General features: G+C 73.7%; 14 protein-coding genes, 5 tRNA genes and 1 pseudogene. 8 read left to right on the top strand and 12 right to left on the bottom strand.

Annotated elements, in window-relative coordinates; translation table 11 throughout:
- Nucleotides 1–325 precede the first annotated feature (325 nt).
- The gene (locus ACFZDL_RS38125; protein WP_353591546.1) at nt 326–886 is read left to right on the top strand and encodes a CGNR zinc finger domain-containing protein; all 561 of its coding nucleotides are present in this window, start codon (nt 326–328) and stop codon (nt 884–886) included.
- Between the two features lie 62 nt (nt 887–948).
- Here ACFZDL_RS38125 and ACFZDL_RS38120 read toward each other — a convergent pair whose 3' ends face one another.
- Both ACFZDL_RS38120 and ACFZDL_RS38115 read right to left on the bottom strand, forming a co-directional pair.
- Complete coding sequence (locus tag ACFZDL_RS38120) at nt 949–1,119, bottom strand: hypothetical protein (protein WP_353591547.1); 171 nt, start codon at nt 1,117–1,119, stop codon at nt 949–951.
- A gap of 68 nt (nt 1,120–1,187) precedes the next feature.
- The gene (locus ACFZDL_RS38115; RefSeq protein WP_353591548.1) at nt 1,188–1,619 is read right to left on the bottom strand and encodes a hypothetical protein; all 432 of its coding nucleotides are present in this window, start codon (nt 1,617–1,619) and stop codon (nt 1,188–1,190) included.
- A 229-nt stretch (nt 1,620–1,848) separates the two neighbouring features.
- Between ACFZDL_RS38115 and ACFZDL_RS38110 the strand changes: the two genes are divergently transcribed.
- Entirely contained in the window at nt 1,849–2,394 is a 546-nt protein-coding gene (locus ACFZDL_RS38110; RefSeq protein WP_353591549.1) for a DsbA family protein, read from the top strand.
- 31 nt (nt 2,395–2,425) lie between these two features.
- Here the strand turns inward: ACFZDL_RS38110 and ACFZDL_RS38105 are convergent, their stop codons facing one another.
- From ACFZDL_RS38105 to ACFZDL_RS38095, 3 genes are read right to left on the bottom strand one after another with little or no spacing between them, the layout of a single operon-like run.
- Complete coding sequence (locus tag ACFZDL_RS38105; RefSeq protein WP_353591550.1) at nt 2,426–3,274, bottom strand: GNAT family N-acetyltransferase; 849 nt, start codon at nt 3,272–3,274, stop codon at nt 2,426–2,428.
- Between the two features lie 43 nt (nt 3,275–3,317).
- Nucleotides 3,318–4,145, bottom strand: a complete 828-nt coding sequence (locus ACFZDL_RS38100; protein ID WP_353591551.1) for an aminodeoxychorismate lyase — start codon at nt 4,143–4,145, stop codon at nt 3,318–3,320.
- Entirely contained in the window at nt 4,142–5,200 is a 1,059-nt protein-coding gene (locus ACFZDL_RS38095; protein WP_353591552.1) for a chorismate-binding protein, read from the bottom strand. Before ACFZDL_RS38095 ends, ACFZDL_RS38100 begins: the two co-directional genes overlap by 4 nt.
- Before the next feature lie 183 nt (nt 5,201–5,383).
- On the opposite strand from ACFZDL_RS38095, the gene ACFZDL_RS38090 reads away from it, so the two are divergent.
- The 5 genes from ACFZDL_RS38090 (at nt 5,384) to ACFZDL_RS38070 (ending at nt 5,830) form a co-directional block, all read left to right on the top strand.
- Nucleotides 5,384–5,456 (top strand) — tRNA-Gly (locus ACFZDL_RS38090).
- Nucleotides 5,457–5,484: 28 nt separating this feature from the next.
- Nucleotides 5,485–5,555: transfer RNA gene (locus ACFZDL_RS38085), tRNA-Cys, on the top strand.
- Between the two features lies 1 nt (nt 5,556).
- Nucleotides 5,557–5,628: transfer RNA gene (locus tag ACFZDL_RS38080), tRNA-Val, on the top strand.
- A 23-nt stretch (nt 5,629–5,651) separates the two neighbouring features.
- Nucleotides 5,652–5,723 (top strand) — tRNA-Val (locus ACFZDL_RS38075).
- A 35-nt stretch (nt 5,724–5,758) separates the two neighbouring features.
- Nucleotides 5,759–5,830 (top strand) — tRNA-Val (locus tag ACFZDL_RS38070).
- Between the two features lie 82 nt (nt 5,831–5,912).
- On the opposite strand, the gene ACFZDL_RS38065 is transcribed toward ACFZDL_RS38070, so the two are convergent.
- The 4 genes from ACFZDL_RS38065 to ACFZDL_RS38050 form a co-directional block, all read right to left on the bottom strand.
- Entirely contained in the window at nt 5,913–6,206 is a 294-nt protein-coding gene (locus ACFZDL_RS38065; protein WP_353591553.1) for a zf-TFIIB domain-containing protein, read from the bottom strand.
- A gap of 71 nt (nt 6,207–6,277) precedes the next feature.
- Nucleotides 6,278–7,291: a phosphotransferase family protein gene (locus tag ACFZDL_RS38060; protein ID WP_391193521.1), complete on the bottom strand. Its 1,014-nt coding sequence runs from the start codon at nt 7,289–7,291 to the stop codon at nt 6,278–6,280.
- A 210-nt stretch (nt 7,292–7,501) separates the two neighbouring features.
- Nucleotides 7,502–7,708: a hypothetical protein gene (locus ACFZDL_RS38055; RefSeq protein ID WP_391193520.1), complete on the bottom strand. Its 207-nt coding sequence runs from the start codon at nt 7,706–7,708 to the stop codon at nt 7,502–7,504.
- 186 nt (nt 7,709–7,894) lie between these two features.
- Nucleotides 7,895–8,161 (bottom strand): hypothetical protein, encoded by a 267-nt coding sequence (locus ACFZDL_RS38050; protein WP_353591554.1) that lies wholly within the window; start codon nt 8,159–8,161, stop codon nt 7,895–7,897.
- 251 nt (nt 8,162–8,412) lie between these two features.
- Between ACFZDL_RS38050 and ACFZDL_RS38045 the strand changes: the two genes are divergently transcribed.
- Nucleotides 8,413–9,891 (top strand): serine/threonine-protein kinase, encoded by a 1,479-nt coding sequence (locus ACFZDL_RS38045; RefSeq protein ID WP_353591555.1) that lies wholly within the window; start codon nt 8,413–8,415, stop codon nt 9,889–9,891.
- A gap of 74 nt (nt 9,892–9,965) precedes the next feature.
- Here ACFZDL_RS38045 and ACFZDL_RS38040 read toward each other — a convergent pair whose 3' ends face one another.
- The 3 genes and pseudogenes from ACFZDL_RS38040 to cobT form a co-directional block, all read right to left on the bottom strand.
- Nucleotides 9,966–10,784, bottom strand: a complete 819-nt coding sequence (locus ACFZDL_RS38040) for an RNA methyltransferase (protein ID WP_353591556.1) — start codon at nt 10,782–10,784, stop codon at nt 9,966–9,968.
- Nucleotides 10,785–10,837: 53 nt separating this feature from the next.
- Nucleotides 10,838–12,058 carry a uroporphyrinogen-III C-methyltransferase gene (cobA, locus tag ACFZDL_RS38035; protein ID WP_353591557.1) on the bottom strand — a complete coding sequence of 407 codons (1,221 nt, stop codon included), beginning with the start codon at nt 12,056–12,058 and terminating at the stop codon, nt 10,838–10,840.
- A 207-nt stretch (nt 12,059–12,265) separates the two neighbouring features.
- A pseudogene (gene cobT / locus ACFZDL_RS38030) lies at nt 12,266–14,014 on the bottom strand (nicotinate-nucleotide--dimethylbenzimidazole phosphoribosyltransferase); the annotation flags it as partial.
- Nucleotides 14,015–14,875 lie beyond the last annotated feature (861 nt).

Raw genomic sequence — 14,875 nt, 5'->3', positions numbered from 1 at the left:
CCCCGGCCCGCCCCCCCCCGCCATTCACCCCCCCAACCACAACCTCAAACAACCCCCACCCCCCCCCCCCCCCCCGGGGGGGGGGGGGGGGCGGGGGGGCGGCGCCCCCCCCCCCCCCCCCACCGCCGTCTCGTACGGCGTCACCGGCCGGCGCCGGGGGCTGCCGAGGGCTGCCGATGATCAACGTGGCCAGCGGTCACCACTTGTCACAGGTGGTTGTCATACGGGCCGTAGTTGTCACACATGGGGGGTGACGCCGCTAGAGTCGGTCAGATCGAAGGGCAGGCGGCAGCAGCCTCCGATCCGGCCGGCCAGGGAGCCAAGCGTGCTGATCAACCACGACACCCGGTGCGCGCTCGACGCGGTCGTCGCTCTGGTGAACACCACGCCCGAAGGCGAGGGCCCCGACGGCCTCGCGCACGTCGCCGCGCTGCGCCGCTTCGTGGCGCAGCACGCCATCAGCGACGTCGGCACGCTCGGGGAGCGGGACCTGGTGGCCGTACGGGCGGTGCGCGCCCGGTTCGCCGAGGTCTTCGCCGCGGCCGATTCCCGGCGCGCCGCCGAACTGCTCAACGCGATGGTCGCCGCGGCCGGCACCACCCCCCGGCTCACCGACCACGACGGCTACGACTGGCATGTGCACTACTTCGCCCCCGGGGCGTCCCTGGCCGAGCACCTTGCCGCCGACGGCGGCATGGCGCTCGCGTTCCTCGTGGTGGCGGGAGAGCGGGAGCGGCTGCGGCGCTGCGAGGCACCGGACTGCGGGCACGCCTTCGTCGACCTCTCGCGCAACCGCTCACGGCGCTACTGCGACAGCCGCACCTGCGGGAATCGCCTGCATGTGGCCGCCTATCGCGCCCGGCGCCGGGAGGCGGCCGCGGGCTGAGGCCGAGCCGACGGCCGTACGGGCAGGGGCGGTGCGGGCGGAGGCGGTGCGGGCGGAGGCGGTCACCACCGGTAGAGGTCGTGGACGGCGGTGACGACGAGCAGGGTGCCTATGAACGCGAGGAAGAGCATCAGCGGTGGCTGGGAAAGGGCGAAGAGACAGCCACGCGGCTCTTCGCTCGGCGGTGCGGGGGGTCCTTCGATAGGGGATCGCTCCCCGGGTGATTGCAGCATCTCGCGGAAGATCATGGCGTAGGGGGACCCCGCCTGCGACCGGAGAGCTGTTATTGACCGGTTGGGCGTCAGATTCCGTGCTTTTTGAGAATGGCCTCGATATCCGCGAAGTCGTCCGTGCCCGAGCTGCCTCCGGACTTGGCCGCGCCCCTGGCTCCCCGCGTCCGGCCACCCGCGCCCAGCGCGGGGGCCGCCGCCCCGCCCCGCTCCGCCGCCGCTGCGCGCCGCTCCTTGCGGGTGCCACCGCCCCGGCGCTCCACCGCCCGGGTCACCATGAACAGCAGCCAGGACAGGCCGAGCACCCCGAAGCCCAGCCAGACGCTCGGCTTGAAGACCAGGTCGGCGATCCAGTCCAGGATGCCCGTCATCGCCAGCCCCACCGGCAGCAGCGCATAGGCGGCGATGCGGGTCGCGGCCAGGAAACGCTTGCGGTAAGCCGTCACAAAGGCGACCGCGAGGCCCGCCGCGGACGCCGCGGCGCAGACGGTGTCGGTCAGCATCGGGGTCCTCCTGGCGATCGGATACCGGGGGTCGTCGGGTCCTGGACATCCATCGTGCACCCTGACTGCGGCATACCGGCCTTCCCGGAGGTGAGGATCAGGGACATCTCCGGGGGACGGCTCCTCCCCTGGGCCGAGTCGCTGGGCCGAGTCCGCGTCGCGGCCCTCCCGGGCCGAGGCGCCCGGTCCTGATTCGGAGGAGGCGGCTCCGGGCTGGAAGACTGACCCCATGAGCGACCCCCAGCCTGACCGCCCCTCCCCCGGCGCCGCCGCCGGCCAGGGCGCCGAACCCCTCGTGCTCGATGTGTGGTGCGAGCTCCAGTGCCCCGACTGCCGTGGCTCGCTGGCCGATCTGCACGCGCTGCGCGCCCGGTACGGCGACGCCCTGGAGATCCGCATACGGCACTTCCCGCTGGAGAGGCACAAGCACGCCCACGCGGCCGCCCAGGCCCTCGAGGAGGCCATCGTGCAGGGCCGCGGCTGGCCGTACGCCGAGGCCGTCCTGGCCCGTGCCGAGGAGCTGGGCGCGCGCGGCGAGGTGCTGCTGGTGGAGGTGGCGCGGGAGCTGGGTCTCGACGCCGAGGAGATGGACACCGCGCTGATCGACGGGCGGCACATCCTGATCGTGGACGCGGACCAGGCCGAGGGCAAGGCGATCGGGGTGAGCGGCACCCCGACGTATGTGATCGGCGGCGAGCGGCTGGACGGCGGGAAGAGCCAGGAGGGCCTGCGCGAGCGCATCGAGGAGATCGCCGACCGGCTGCTCGCCGGGTGAGCCGGGGCCCGGGGACAGAGCGGCCGCGGGCTCAGAGCAGCTGCTTGTAGAGGTGGTACTGGGTCGGCCGGTAGCCGAGCGACTCGTACAGCCGCAGGGCCGGGGTGTTGCCGCCGAAGACGTGCAGCGCCATCGTGCGGGCCCCCGCCGCCAGTCCGTCGCGCTCGGCGGCCAGCATGAGGGTGCGGCCGTGGCCGTGGCCGCGGTGCTCCTCGGCGACCTCGACGCCGTAGACCCACGCCTCCAGGGCGTCCTCCGTCTCCTCCCTCTCCTCCGGGCGCACCGCGACCCATATGGTGCCCACGTCCGCGCCGTGGTGGGCGAGGACGCGCAGCAGGGCGCCGGGCGTCGCGGGCCCGTCCGGCAGGAGGGTCGCGTAGGCGGACTCCGCCTTGGCCCGGGCGGCCTCCTCGGGCACCCCGCGCTCCAGCCAGTCGCGGATGTAGCCCGCCCGCTCGTGCTCCAACCAGGCCGGGTACTCCGCCTCCCCCATGGCCCGTACCTCGCTGCCCGACGGCAGCTCGGGCACCTCGCTCAGCTCCTTGACCATGTTGCGGCCGCGCTCGCCGAAGCCGAGCGCCCCCGCGAGCCCAAGCCCGGCCGTGGCCTGCGCCGGGATGCTCACCGCCACCTGCGTGCAGCCCCAGCCGCGCAGCACCTCCTCGGCGGCCAGCGCGGCGACCGTGCCGCGGCCGCGGTGCCGGTCCGGCGCGTCGATGTCCAGCCGCTCTATCCGCCCGACCTCCGCGCCCAGCCGCTCGTCGGTGGCGAGGTCGAGGGAGCCGACGCGGCGGCCGTTGACGGTTACCTCGTACGAGCGGGCCCGCCCGCCGTTCTCGGTGCGCTGTTCCGGCCCGGTGGGCCGCAGTGTGGTGGTCACGAATGGTGTTGTACCTGCCCTGTGGGCGATCGTCACCAGGTTTTCAGGGATCGAGGTCGTCGGCCGCCCGCTCGGCGAAGACGCGCATCGCCTCCGCGGTGACCGGGCCGGGCGCGCCCGGCAGCGGCCGCTCGTCCAGCCGGTGGACGGCCTGGACGTCCCGGGTGGTGGAGGTCAGGAAGATCTCCTCCGCCCGCTCCAGTACGTCGAAGGGCAGATCGGTCTCCTTCGCCCCCACCCAGTCGAGTACGAGCTGCCGCGTGATGCCCGCGAGGCAGCCGGAGGCCAGCGGCGGGGTGTGCGGCTCGCCGTCGAGGACCACGAAGACATTGGAGCCGGTACCCTCGCACAGCCGCCCGACCGTGTTGCCGAACAGCGCCTCGCTCGCGCCGTGCTCCCGGGCCCGGGCGAGCGCCACGACGTTCTCGCCGTACGAGGTGGTCTTCAGGCCGGTCAGCGCCCCGCGCTCGTTGCGGGTCCACGGGACGGTGACCACCGCCGTCGTATCGGGCCGCCGCTCGGTCTCGACGAGCGCGACGACGAGTGTGGGACCGGCCGTGCCCCGGTCGGAGCCGAGCGGTGAGACCCCTCCGGTGTAGGTGATCCGCAGCCGCCCGAGCGGCGCCGGGTTGGCGCGCAGCACCGCCTCGCAGCCGCGCCGCACCTCGTCGAGGTCCGGTTCCGGCAGCCCGAGGCCGCGCGCCGAGCCGGCCAGCCGGTGCAGATGGCGGGTGAGCGCGAAGGCGCGTCCGTCGAGGGCCTTGACCGTCTCGAAGACGCCGTCGCCGACCGTCAGCCCATGGTCGAAGACGGACACCTGTGCGCTGTCGGCCTCGCGCAGCGCACCGTCGAGCCATATGGCGAGCGTCATCGTGCGATGCCTCCCGTCGGCTGGTATGCGCCCGACGCCACCTTGAGCAGCCGGGCGGCCTTGAGTTCGGTTTCGTCCCATTCGCGCTCCGGGTCGGAGCCCCAGGTGATGCCCGCCCCGGTGCCGAAGCGCAGCACGGGGCCGCCTGCGATCGCGCGGTCGATCCAGAAGGTGCGGATCCCCACCGCCAGCTCGCCGGTGCCGCGGTCGGCGTCCACCCAGCCGATGCCTCCGCAGTACGGGCCGCGGGGCGCCGTCTCCAGCTCTTCAATGATGCGCAGCGCGCTGGACTTGGGCGCCCCGGTCACGGACCCGGGCGGAAACGCGGCCGCGAACAGCTCCGGCCAGCCCGCGCCGGCCGCCAGCTCGCCGCGCACGGTGGAGACGAGGTGGACAAGACCGGGGTGCGGCTCGACCGCGCACAGCGCGGGGACGGTCACCGATCCGGTGGCGCAGACCCGGCCCAGGTCGTTGCGGACCAGGTCCACGATCATCACGTTCTCGGCGTGGTCCTTCTCCAGCAGATCCGACGCCTCGCGCCCGGTGCCCTTGATCGGGCCGGATTCGACGACCCGCCCGTCCCGCCGCAGAAAGAGCTCGGGCGAGGCGGTGGCGACCTCCACGCCGTGGGCGGGCAGACGGACGGTGCCGGCGTACGGGGCGGGGTTGCCCAGGGCCAGCAGCGCGCTGAGCTCGTCCACATCGGCGCGGTCCGGCTCGGGCAGCGGCGCGGTCATCACCCGGCACAGGTTCGCCTGGTAGACCTCGCCCGCCGCTATGTACCGCCGGATGCGCCGTACGCCCTCGGTGTAGGCGGCGCGGTCCAGCGACGAGGTCCAGTCCGCGGGGGCGGGACCGGCCCAGCCGCCGGGCGTCGGGGCCGGCACGGGCTCGGGCCGTACGTCCGCGAACCGGGCGCAGACGAGGCCGCCCTCGAAGTCGGCGACCACCGCCCAGAACCCCTCGGAGTCCAGGGCCGCGGGGTCGCTGGTCACATCACGCAGCTCGGTGGCGACGAGGCCGCCGAAGCGGGCCAGAGGGGGGAGCTCGTACACGGTTGCGAGTCTATGGCGGGCGCCCCGGCGGTGTGGCGGCAGGGCGTGCCGGCCGCGGGCCACTGCGGCACGCTGCGGAAACGGAGGGAGCACCGTGAGCAAACGGAATTTGAGCTGGCCCCGGAATCCGCTAGAGTTCAACACGTCGCCGGGACGCGGGAGCGCCCCGGAGAAACGACACCTGCGGACGTGGCTCAGTTGGTAGAGCATCACCTTGCCAAGGTGAGGGTCGCGAGTTCGAATCTCGTCGTCCGCTCGGAGTGGGGGTTTCGGCCCCTGCGTCTGGTGGAGTGGCCGAGAGGCGAGGCAACGGCCTGCAAAGCCGTCTACACGGGTTCAAATCCCGTCTCCACCTCGGACGATTAGCTCAGCGGGAGAGCGCTTCCCTGACACGGAAGAGGTCACTGGTTCAATCCCAGTATCGTCCACTCGGGCCCTTGTGGGCCCGCCCGCGCGATTAGCTCAGCGGGAGAGCGCTTCCCTGACACGGAAGAGGTCACTGGTTCAATCCCAGTATCGCGCACACCGCGGTTCCGCGATCTTCATCGTGGTTCCCCGGGACGATTAGCTCAGCGGGAGAGCGCTTCCCTGACACGGAAGAGGTCACTGGTTCAATCCCAGTATCGTCCACATGATCGGCCGAGGGCCGGGGCATCTCGCCCCGGCCCTCAGTCGTGTGCGCTCAGGCCATGTGCCCTCAGGCCGGGCGCGCTCAGGAGGAGAAGAGCATGTGCCCGAAACCACGGTGGTGCTTCTGGTGCCCGTGCCCGTGCCCGTGGTGACCGTGCTGAGGGGCGCCCCAGGCGGGGGCGGCCGGGTACGGCTGAGCGGCCGGCGGCGCCGGGGGCACGGGCGGAGCCTGCGTGGACCACTGCGACTCGAGCCGGGTCAGCGCCTCCAGCTCCCCGTAGTCCAGGAAGATCCCCCGGCAGCCGCTGCACTGCTCTATCTGGACACCATTTCGGTTGTACGTGTGCATCGGCGCACCGCACTTGGGACACTGCATGGTCCGCTCAACTCCTCAGCTTTCAGACAAAAGCGCTGCCGGAACGGGCGTCCGGCGGCGTTGACTTCACCCTACGCTCCGGCAAGCCGCGCGATGCGCAGGCAGGCCTGCACCATCGACTCCTCCGCCTCGTCCAACGGGCGCCCCTCCCCCGCCGCCTTGACGAGCGCCAGCGCGGAGATCTGCACGGTCAGCGCGCGGGCGGGCACGTCCAGCCGCGCCCAGGGGTCCTCGTGGCAGTCCCGTACAGCGGGGCCGCCCGTCGCGCGGTACGCCCCCAGGAAGCGCTCCCAGTCGTCCGGCGCCAGCAGCCCCGCGGCGAACCAGGCGGCGGGGCGGGCCAGGTCCCATGCCGGGTCGCCGAGGCCGAGGTCGTCGACGTCGATGAGCAGCCAGCGGGCGGGGGCGTTGGAAGGGGCGGGAGGCCCCGGGTGTTCGGGGGAGCCGGCGTACTTCACCAACTGGCCCAGGTGGAGATCGCCATGGCACAACGAGCCACCCTGCGGCGCCGCCCCCTCGCCCCGCGCCCAGCCCGGCAGCGCGCCCCACGCCCGCGCCACCGCCTCCACGGCCGCTCCCGCGCCGGCCCTCGTACCTGCCCCGGTACCTGCCCCCGTACCGACCTCGGCGCGCAGCCGGGCGATGGCGCGGGCGGCCTTGACGGGCCCGCGCATCGGCGGCAACGGGCCGGGCAGTACGGCGGGCTCCACGGAGTGCAGCCGCGCCAGCAGCGCCCCGGCCTCCGCCCACGGCGCGGCCTCCGGGTGCTCGGGCGACACCGGCTCCCCGTACGGCCACAGGGTCACCGGCCGCCCGCCGGGCAGCGCCTCGGGCTCTCCCAGCGGCGGGAGCAGGATGCCGGCACACCTCGGATGCCCGGCCACCCGCACCCTGACGGCCAGCTCGCCCGGGTCCGCGCCGGGGTCGTGTGCCTTCGCGACGACCGGACCCTGTCGTATGACGGTGGCGTCGTGGCGGTCCGCCAGCACGACCGCCTCGCCGACGGGTCCGTGATGCGCTGCGGACCGGTGGTGGACGACGTCGACCAGCTGCGGGACGACGTCCTCCCGTACGGTTCCGCTCACGGCTTCCCATCTCACAGACGTGGTGCGCCTTCCGAGCTGGATCCTAGGTCAGGTCGCGTCCCCGTTCTGCCCGGGCATGGCCCCCGAACGGCGCGATGCCCGGACAGCTCCCCAGCTGTCCGGGCACTCGTGCCGTCCGCCGCACCCCCGTCCCCACGGGGCTGATGACGGGATGTCCCCGCCCGGGCCGCTCTCCCGGGCCTGGGGCGCTCAGCGCCCCAGCATTCCCGCCACGGACGACGCCTGTGTGACGACGGCCTCCCAGCCGCCGAACACGATGGTCAGGAGAGCGGCCGGCGGCAGCGCCATCGCCGCCGCGACCAACGGGTGACGCCTGCCGGACCGCTGGCCGACGGACACATCCGCCGCGCGGTGCCCGCGCGCTCGGGTGGCCATCCCTCCAGCCGCATCCGCCATCGTCCCTCTCCTGTCACATCTGGGGCGGCGAGCGTCTGACCTCGGGGGACGAGTGCTGCGCCCGCCGCTTGACCTCAACATTAGGCGCGGGGACCGGGGACGGCGTCATGCCTTCGTACCGATGCCGGGCCTCCCGGAGGATGACGTCCCGCGCGGGCGACTACTCCCCTGGGTGGAGACCCGCCGTCAGGACTTGGGGTCTTCCCTGAGGGGGCCCTCCTCGCGCTCCTCGCCCTCGATCCTCGGCACCGGCTGCTCGACCAGCGCCAGCACCCTGGTGGCCATGAAACGGGCGGTGCGCACCACTGATCCGCTCCGGGTGACTTCGCTCACTTCCACCACGCCCCGGCGCACCGCCGTCTCCACCCTGCGGCCCGCCCGGCTCGCCACCACTTCATAGGTCCGCGTCGTGTCACCGGCGTCCACGACTATCTCCACACGATCACCCTTCACGGGCTCAATCCCCCTTCTGCGACGGTCCCTTGAGAACTCGCATCGCGGAGCGGAGCGCGGATTGCCGCGATTCCGCCCCACTTCTCCAAGGATTCCACCCGCCACTGACAATCCATCTGCCGACGCATGCGCGGCCTCTCAGCGCGCCGGGCCGTCAATCCGTAAGCTGTGCACGTCAGACGGCGGCACGGATGGGGCCTCCCCGCCAGGGGTACTGGGAAGGGGCCTACCACCGGAGGTAGGGGACGGACATGGCGATGATGCGGCTCCGGCGCGAGGACCCGCGTGTCGTCGGTTCCTTCCGGCTTCACCGGCGGCTCGGCGCGGGCGGCATGGGGGTGGTCTACCTCGGCTCCGACCGGCGCGGGCAGCGCGTGGCGCTGAAGGTGATCCGGCCGGATCTGGCCGAGGACCGCGAGTTCCGGTCCCGGTTCGCCCGCGAGGTCTCGGCCGCGCGGCGGATCCGCGGGGGCTGTACGGCGCGCCTGGTGGCCGCCGACCTGGAGGCCGACCGGCCGTGGTTCGCCACGCAGTACGTGCCCGGGCCGTCCCTGCACGACAAGGTGAACGAGGACGGCCCGCTGCCCGCCGCGCAGGTCGCCGCCATCGGGTCGGCGCTGGCCGAGGGGCTGTTGGCGGTGCACGAGGCGGGCGTGGTGCACCGGGACCTCAAGCCGTCGAACATCCTGCTGTCGCCCAAGGGCCCGCGGATCATCGACTTCGGTATCGCCTGGGCGACCGGCGCCAGCACGCTGACGCACGTCGGCACGGCGGTCGGCTCCCCCGGCTTTCTCGCGCCCGAGCAGGTGCGCGGGGCGACGGTGACCCCCGCGACCGACGTCTTCGCGCTGGGCGCGACGCTCGCGTACTGCTCGATGGCGGACTCCCCGTTCGGGCAGGGGAGTTCGGAGGTGATGCTCTATCGGGTGGTGCACGAGGAGCCGCAGTTGGCCGGGGTGCCGGACGCGCTTGCGCCGCTGCTCCACGCGTGTCTCGCGAAGGACCCCGAGGACCGGCCGAGCACGCTGCAGCTGTCCCTGCGCCTGAAGGAGATCGCGGCGCGGGAGGCTCACGGGCACGGGGGGCACGGTGGTCCTGGCCTCCATGGGGGGCTTGGCTCCGGTGGGTCCGGGCAGCCCGACGGACACCACTCCGGCGGTCACCACCCGGGTGGTCAGCATCCGGGAGGTCAGCACGCCGGAGGTCCGCACTCAGGGGGCCACTCGTCCGGTGGGCACCACCCCGGGCCGCGGCAGCCGTCGGAGCGGCTGAGCGGTCGGCGCGCCGAGGAGTACGCGCGGCAGCGCACGGAGCGGCGCCCCGGTGGCACTCCTCCTCCCGCGCCCCGCGCCCAGGCTCCGCGCGCCTCTTCGCCGCGCCCTGGGCCGGGCACGGGGGGCCGGTCCGCCGGTTCGGCCGGGTCCGCGGGGTCCGCCGGTTCCACCGGCCGTAACTCCGGCGCCCGCCCGACCCCCCCGCGTCCCTCGGGGCGCAACGGCGCGCGGCCGCCCGTCCGTACGCTCCGTACATCGCGGAACGGACGCCGGCCGGTCGGGCCGGACCGCCGGCTGATGCGCCAGCGGCTGATCGTCTTCGTCGTGGTGACGCTGCTGGTCGCGCTGGGTATCGCGGCGGCCCAGGGCTGCCAGGGGCCGTCCTACGGGCTGGGGGCGCCGAAGCCCGCGCTCACGGCGCCGTCTCAGGATGCCGCGCCGCCGCCGCACCGATGACGTGAGCGGGGCGCGGTGCCTTTCTCTCGGCTCCCCTTCAGTCCTGCGGGCGACTTCCGTTCCTGCGGGCGACTTCAGTCCTGCGGGCGACCCGCCGTGACCGCGTAGAAGGCGACCGCCGCCGCGGCGCCCACGTTGAGGGAGTCGACGCCGTGCGCCATCGGGATGCGCACCCATTCGTCGGCTGCCATAAGGGCCTGCACGGAGAGCCCGTCCCCCTCCGCGCCCAGCATCAGCGCGACGCGCTCGATGCGGTGGGGCGCGGCGTCGTCGATGGAGGTGGCCTTCTCGTCGGGCGTGAGGGCGAGGATCTTGAAGCCGGTGTGCCGGACCGCTTCGAGACCGCGCGGCCAGGTCTCCAGGCGCGCGTACGGGACGGAGAAGACGGCGCCCATGGAGACCTTCACGGAACGGCGGTACAGCGGGTCGGCGCAGTCCGGGGAGAGCAGCACCGCGTCCATGCCGAGCGCCGCGGCGCTGCGGAAGATCGCGCCGATGTTGGTGTGGTCGTTGACGGACTCCATGATCGCCACGCGCCGGGCGCCCTCCAGAAGCTGCTCCGCCTCGGGCAGCGGCTTGCGCTGCATGGAGGCGAGAGCGCCCCGGTGGACGTGGTAGCCGGTCACGCGTTCGGCGAGGTCGGGGCTGACCGCGTAGACCGGCGCCGGGACGTCCTCGATGACGTCCCGCATGACGTCGACCCACTTCGCCGACAGCAGCATGGAACGCATCTCGTAACCGGCCTGTCTGGCCCGCCGGATGACCTTCTCGCCCTCGGCGATGAACAGGCCCTCGGCGGGCTCGCGCTTGCGCCGTAGCTCCACATCGGTCAGACCCGTGTAGTCGCGCAGCCGCGGGTCGTCGGGGTCATCGACGGTGATGAGATCAGCCACAGGGTGATACTGCCTTGTCCTGGAGGTCGTGCCAATGACGCCGACGCGATGCGTTACCGATGGTTACCCGAGGCGAGGGCGGTGACATCGCCGATCACCACGACCGCGGGCGGCCGCACCCCCTCGGCCGCGACCCGCTCCGCCACCGTGGCCAGGGTCGCGTCGACCCGCCGCTGGGTGGCGGTCGTGCCTTCCTGGACGACGGCGACCGGGGTGTTCCCGTCCCGGCCGTGCTCGATGAGCGTCGCGGAGATGGGGCCTATCTTCTCGACCGCCATCAGGAGGACGAGGGTGCCGCGGAGCTTCGCCAGCGCCGCCCAGTCCACGAGCGAGCTCGGGTCGTCGGGCGCGACATGCCCGCTGACCACCGTGAACTCATGAGCGACGCCCCGGTGGGTCACCGGGATGCCGGCCACGGCCGGCACGCTGATCGCGCTGGTGACGCCCGGTACGACAGTGCAGGGGATGCCCGCCTCGGCGAGGGCGTGGGCCTCTTCCATGCCGCGCCCGAAGACGAAGGGGTCGCCGCCCTTGAGCCGGACCACCGACTTGCCCGCCTTCGCGTGCTCGATCAGCGCGTTGTTGATGGCCTCCTGCGCCATGAAACGGCCGTACGGGATCTTCGCCGCGTCGATCACCTCGACGTGGGGAGGGAGCTCGTCGAGCAGATCTCGGGGGCCCAGGCGGTCGGCCACGACCACGTCCGCCTCCGCGAGCAGACGGCGGCCGCGCACCGTGATCAGGTCCGGGTCGCCGGGGCCGCCGCCGACCAGGGCGACATGCGGCCCCCGGGCGCGGTGCCGGGGCGCGGCGAGGGTGCCGTCGCGCAGCCCCTCGACGACGGCGTCGCGCACGGCGGCGGAGCGGCGCGGGTCGCGTCCGGTCAGCACCGCGACGGTGACGCCCTCGCTGCGCCCGGTGGCCGGGGTCCAGGCAGTGGACGCCTCCGCGTCGTCGCTGCGTACGCACCACACCCGGCGCGCCTCGGCCTCCGCCGACGCGGCGGCGTTGGCCTGCGGGTCGTCGGTGGTGATCAGGGCGTACCAGGCGCCCTCGAAGTCGCCGTCCTGGTACCTGCGGCGCTCCCAGCGCACCTCGCCGGCCTCGGCCATCGCCTCGACGGACGCCGTGGCGGACGGCGAGATCAACACGATGTCCGCGCCCGCCGCGATCAGCGCCGGCAGCCGGCGCTGGGCGACCTGGCCGGCCCCGAGGACGACGACCCGACGCCCGGACAGGCGCAGTCCCACGGGGTATGCAAAGTTCTCGGACATGGCGATGCGGCTCTCCTCGTGCGAATGCGCTGCCGCTGCGGCGCTGGAGCGGCTGATCGCTGATCGGTGCTGATCGGTGATCGGGCTGGTCAGTGCTGATCGGTGATCGGGCTGATCTGGTGCTGATCGAGGTGATCGGCGCTGACCGGCTGTGGGATGTGCCCCCGCGCACACCTTACGTGGCGGGTTACGTGGCGGGGGCGGACGTCAGCTCTTCTCCGTGACTCCGGCGGAATCGAAGGTCGCCACCTCGTGCATGGCCCGGGCGGCGCTCTGCACCACGGGCAGGGCCAGCAGCGCGCCCGTCCCCTCCCCCAGGCGCAGATCGAGGTCGACCAGCGGCCGCAGTCCCAGCTTGTTCAGGGCGGCCACATGTCCGGGCTCGGCGCTGCGGTGCCCGGCGATGCAGGCGGCCAGCACCTCCGGCGCGATGGCCCGGGCCACCAGCGCCGCCGCGCCCGCGCTCACCCCGTCCAGGATGACGGGGGTGCGCAGGGACGCGCCGCCCAGCAGCAGTCCGGCCATCGCCGCGTGCTCCAGGCCGCCGAACGCGGAGAGGACGGCGATGGGGTCGGCCGGATCGGGCTGGTGCAGCTCCAGACCGCGCCGTACGACATCGACCTTGCGGGCGTGCATCTCGTCGTTGATGCCGGTGCCACGCCCGGTGACCTCGGCCGGGTCGGCGTCGGTGTAGACGGAGATCAAGGCGGCCGACACGGTGGTGTTCGCGATGCCCATCTCGCCCGTGAGCAGCGCCTTGTTCCCGGCCGCCACCAGGTCGCGGGCCGTCTCGATGCCCACCTCGATGGCGCGCAGCACCTCCTCGCGGGTCAGCGCGGGGCCCACGGTGAAGTCACCGGTGCCCGCCCGCACCTTGCGCGGCAGCAGCCCCGGGGTGGTGGGCAGCTCGCCCGCCACGCCCACGTCCACGACGCACACCTCGGCGCCGACCTGGCTCGCGAAGGCGTTGCAGACCGCCCCGCCGCCCAGGAAGTTGGCGACCATCTGGCCGGTGACCTCCTGCGGCCAGGCCGTGACGCCCTGCGCGTGCACCCCGTGGTCACCCGCGAAGATCGCGACGGCGGCGGGCTCGGGGATCGGCGGCGGGCACTTCCTGGACAGTCCGCTCAGCTGCGCCGAGATGATCTCCAGCATGCCCAGCGCGCCGGACGGCTTCGTCATGCGCTTCTGCCGCTCCCACGCCTCGCCGAGCGCCTTCGCGTCCAGCGGGCGGATGCCGCGAAGAGTCTCCTGCAGCAGATTCGCCGGGTCCTCGCCGGGCAGCGCACGCCGCCCGTACGCCTCCTCGTGCACGACCCACGACAGCGGGCGGCGCTTGGACCACCCCGCCTTCGCCAACTCCGGCTCCTCCGGGAACTCGTCGACGTACCCGACGCACAGATACGCCACGACCTCCAGATGGTCGGGCAGCCCGAGCGCGCGCACCATCTCGCGCTCGTCGAAGAAACTGACCCAGCCGACCCCAAGACCCTCGGCCCGCGCGGCGAGCCATAGGTTCTCCACGGCGAGCGCGGAGGAGTACGGCGCCATCTGCGGCTGGGTGTGCCGGCCGAGGGTGTGGCGGCCGCCACGGGTCGGGTCGGCGGTCACGACGATGTTGACCGGCGTCTCGAGGATCGCCTCGACCTTGAGCTGCTTGAACTGCTTGGCCCGCCCCTTGGGGAGCGACTTGGCGTACGCGTCGCGCTGGCGCGTGGCCAGCTCGTGCATGGTACGGCGGGTCTCCTCGGACCGGATGACGACGAAGTCCCACGGCTGGGACTGCCCCACGCTGGGCGCGGTGTGCGCGGCCTCGAGCACGCGCAGCAGCACCTCGTGCGGGATGGGATCGGAGCGGAAGCCGTTGCGGACGTCGCGCCGGTCCCGGATGACCCGGTGCACGGCGGCACGCTCGGCCTCGGCGTAGCCCTCGGCGGGGGGCGCGGCGGGGGTGGGGTGCGCCGGCTGAGTGCCTTCTTCGGGGGGTTGAGGGGTTTGAGGCGACTCAGGTGCGTTGTCGGCGGGTGTGTCGGCGGCGCCCTCGGCGTTGGCGGCGGCGTTGGTCGCGGCGTCGGCGGCGTTGGTGTCGGCGTCGGCGGCGGCGTTGAGGTTGGCGGCGGCAGCGTCGGCGTTGGCGGCGGCTGGCGCGGCGGTCGCGGACTCGTCGCCTGTGGCCGCTTCGGCTGCGGGCGCGTCGGCGTCAACCGCTTGTCCGGCGGGCGCGTTGTCGGCACCGTCGTCGGTGGTCGGCGCGGTGCCGACCTGTTCGGTGGCGGAGGCGTCAGTCGCGGATGCGTCGGCTGCAGGCCCCTCACCGGCAGTCGGCGCGGCGGCCGTTCCATCGGTCGAGGTCTCAGCGGGCTCCGCGGGGGCTGCCTCTTGAGACGCGGCACCGGGCGCCTGAGCGTCGGCCGCGTCACCCGCAGGGGCGGCGGCAGGTGCGTCCTGCGTTGCGGTGGCGTCGGCGGTAGCGGCGTCCGTCGCCGCCTCAGCGGCCTGGCCTGCACCGGACTCGGCGCCCGCCGGCGCGGCGGCGGCCTCGTCAGCCGTGGGCGCGGCGGCGGCCTCGCCATCCGACACGACAGCAGCTGCGGGCGATGCGCCGGACGCGACGGCAGCGTCGTCCCCCGGCGCGTCGCCCTGGTCCGCGATCGGCGCGGCAGAGTCCCCGTCGGCTTCATCGCCAGCCGCGGCAACGGCAGGCGCAACGGCGGCAGCGTCACCACCTGGCGCGTCACCCTGGTCCGCGATCGGCGCGGCAGCAGAGTCCCCATCTGGCGCGGCGTTGGCCGCAGCCACATCAGCCGAAGGCGCGGT

The sequence above is a fragment of the Streptomyces sp. NPDC007917 genome, assembly GCF_042959105.1.
Classification (GTDB): domain Bacteria; phylum Actinomycetota; class Actinomycetes; order Streptomycetales; family Streptomycetaceae; genus Streptomyces.
The sequence above is the reverse complement of the archived record's forward strand: the minus strand, read 5'-3'. Positions and strand labels throughout refer to the sequence as shown.

What these genes read in the sequence shown, in the direction of transcription:
- ACFZDL_RS38120 (WP_353591547.1), bottom strand. Translation starts at nt 1,119, where the DNA reads ATGCTGCAATCACCCGGGGAGCGATCCCCTATCGAAGGACCCCCCGCA.
- ACFZDL_RS38115 (WP_353591548.1), bottom strand. Translation starts at nt 1,619, where the DNA reads ATGCTGACCGACACCGTCTGCGCCGCGGCGTCCGCGGCGGGCCTCGCG.
- ACFZDL_RS38110 (WP_353591549.1), top strand. Translation starts at nt 1,849, where the DNA reads ATGAGCGACCCCCAGCCTGACCGCCCCTCCCCCGGCGCCGCCGCCGGC.
- ACFZDL_RS38100 (WP_353591551.1), bottom strand. Translation starts at nt 4,145, where the DNA reads ATGACGCTCGCCATATGGCTCGACGGTGCGCTGCGCGAGGCCGACAGC.
- ACFZDL_RS38065 (WP_353591553.1), bottom strand. Translation starts at nt 6,206, where the DNA reads ATGCAGTGTCCCAAGTGCGGTGCGCCGATGCACACGTACAACCGAAAT.
- ACFZDL_RS38055 (WP_391193520.1), bottom strand. Translation starts at nt 7,708, where the DNA reads ATGGCGGATGCGGCTGGAGGGATGGCCACCCGAGCGCGCGGGCACCGC.
- ACFZDL_RS38045 (WP_353591555.1), top strand. Translation starts at nt 8,413, where the DNA reads ATGGCGATGATGCGGCTCCGGCGCGAGGACCCGCGTGTCGTCGGTTCC.
- cobA (WP_353591557.1), bottom strand. Translation starts at nt 12,058, where the DNA reads ATGTCCGAGAACTTTGCATACCCCGTGGGACTGCGCCTGTCCGGGCGT.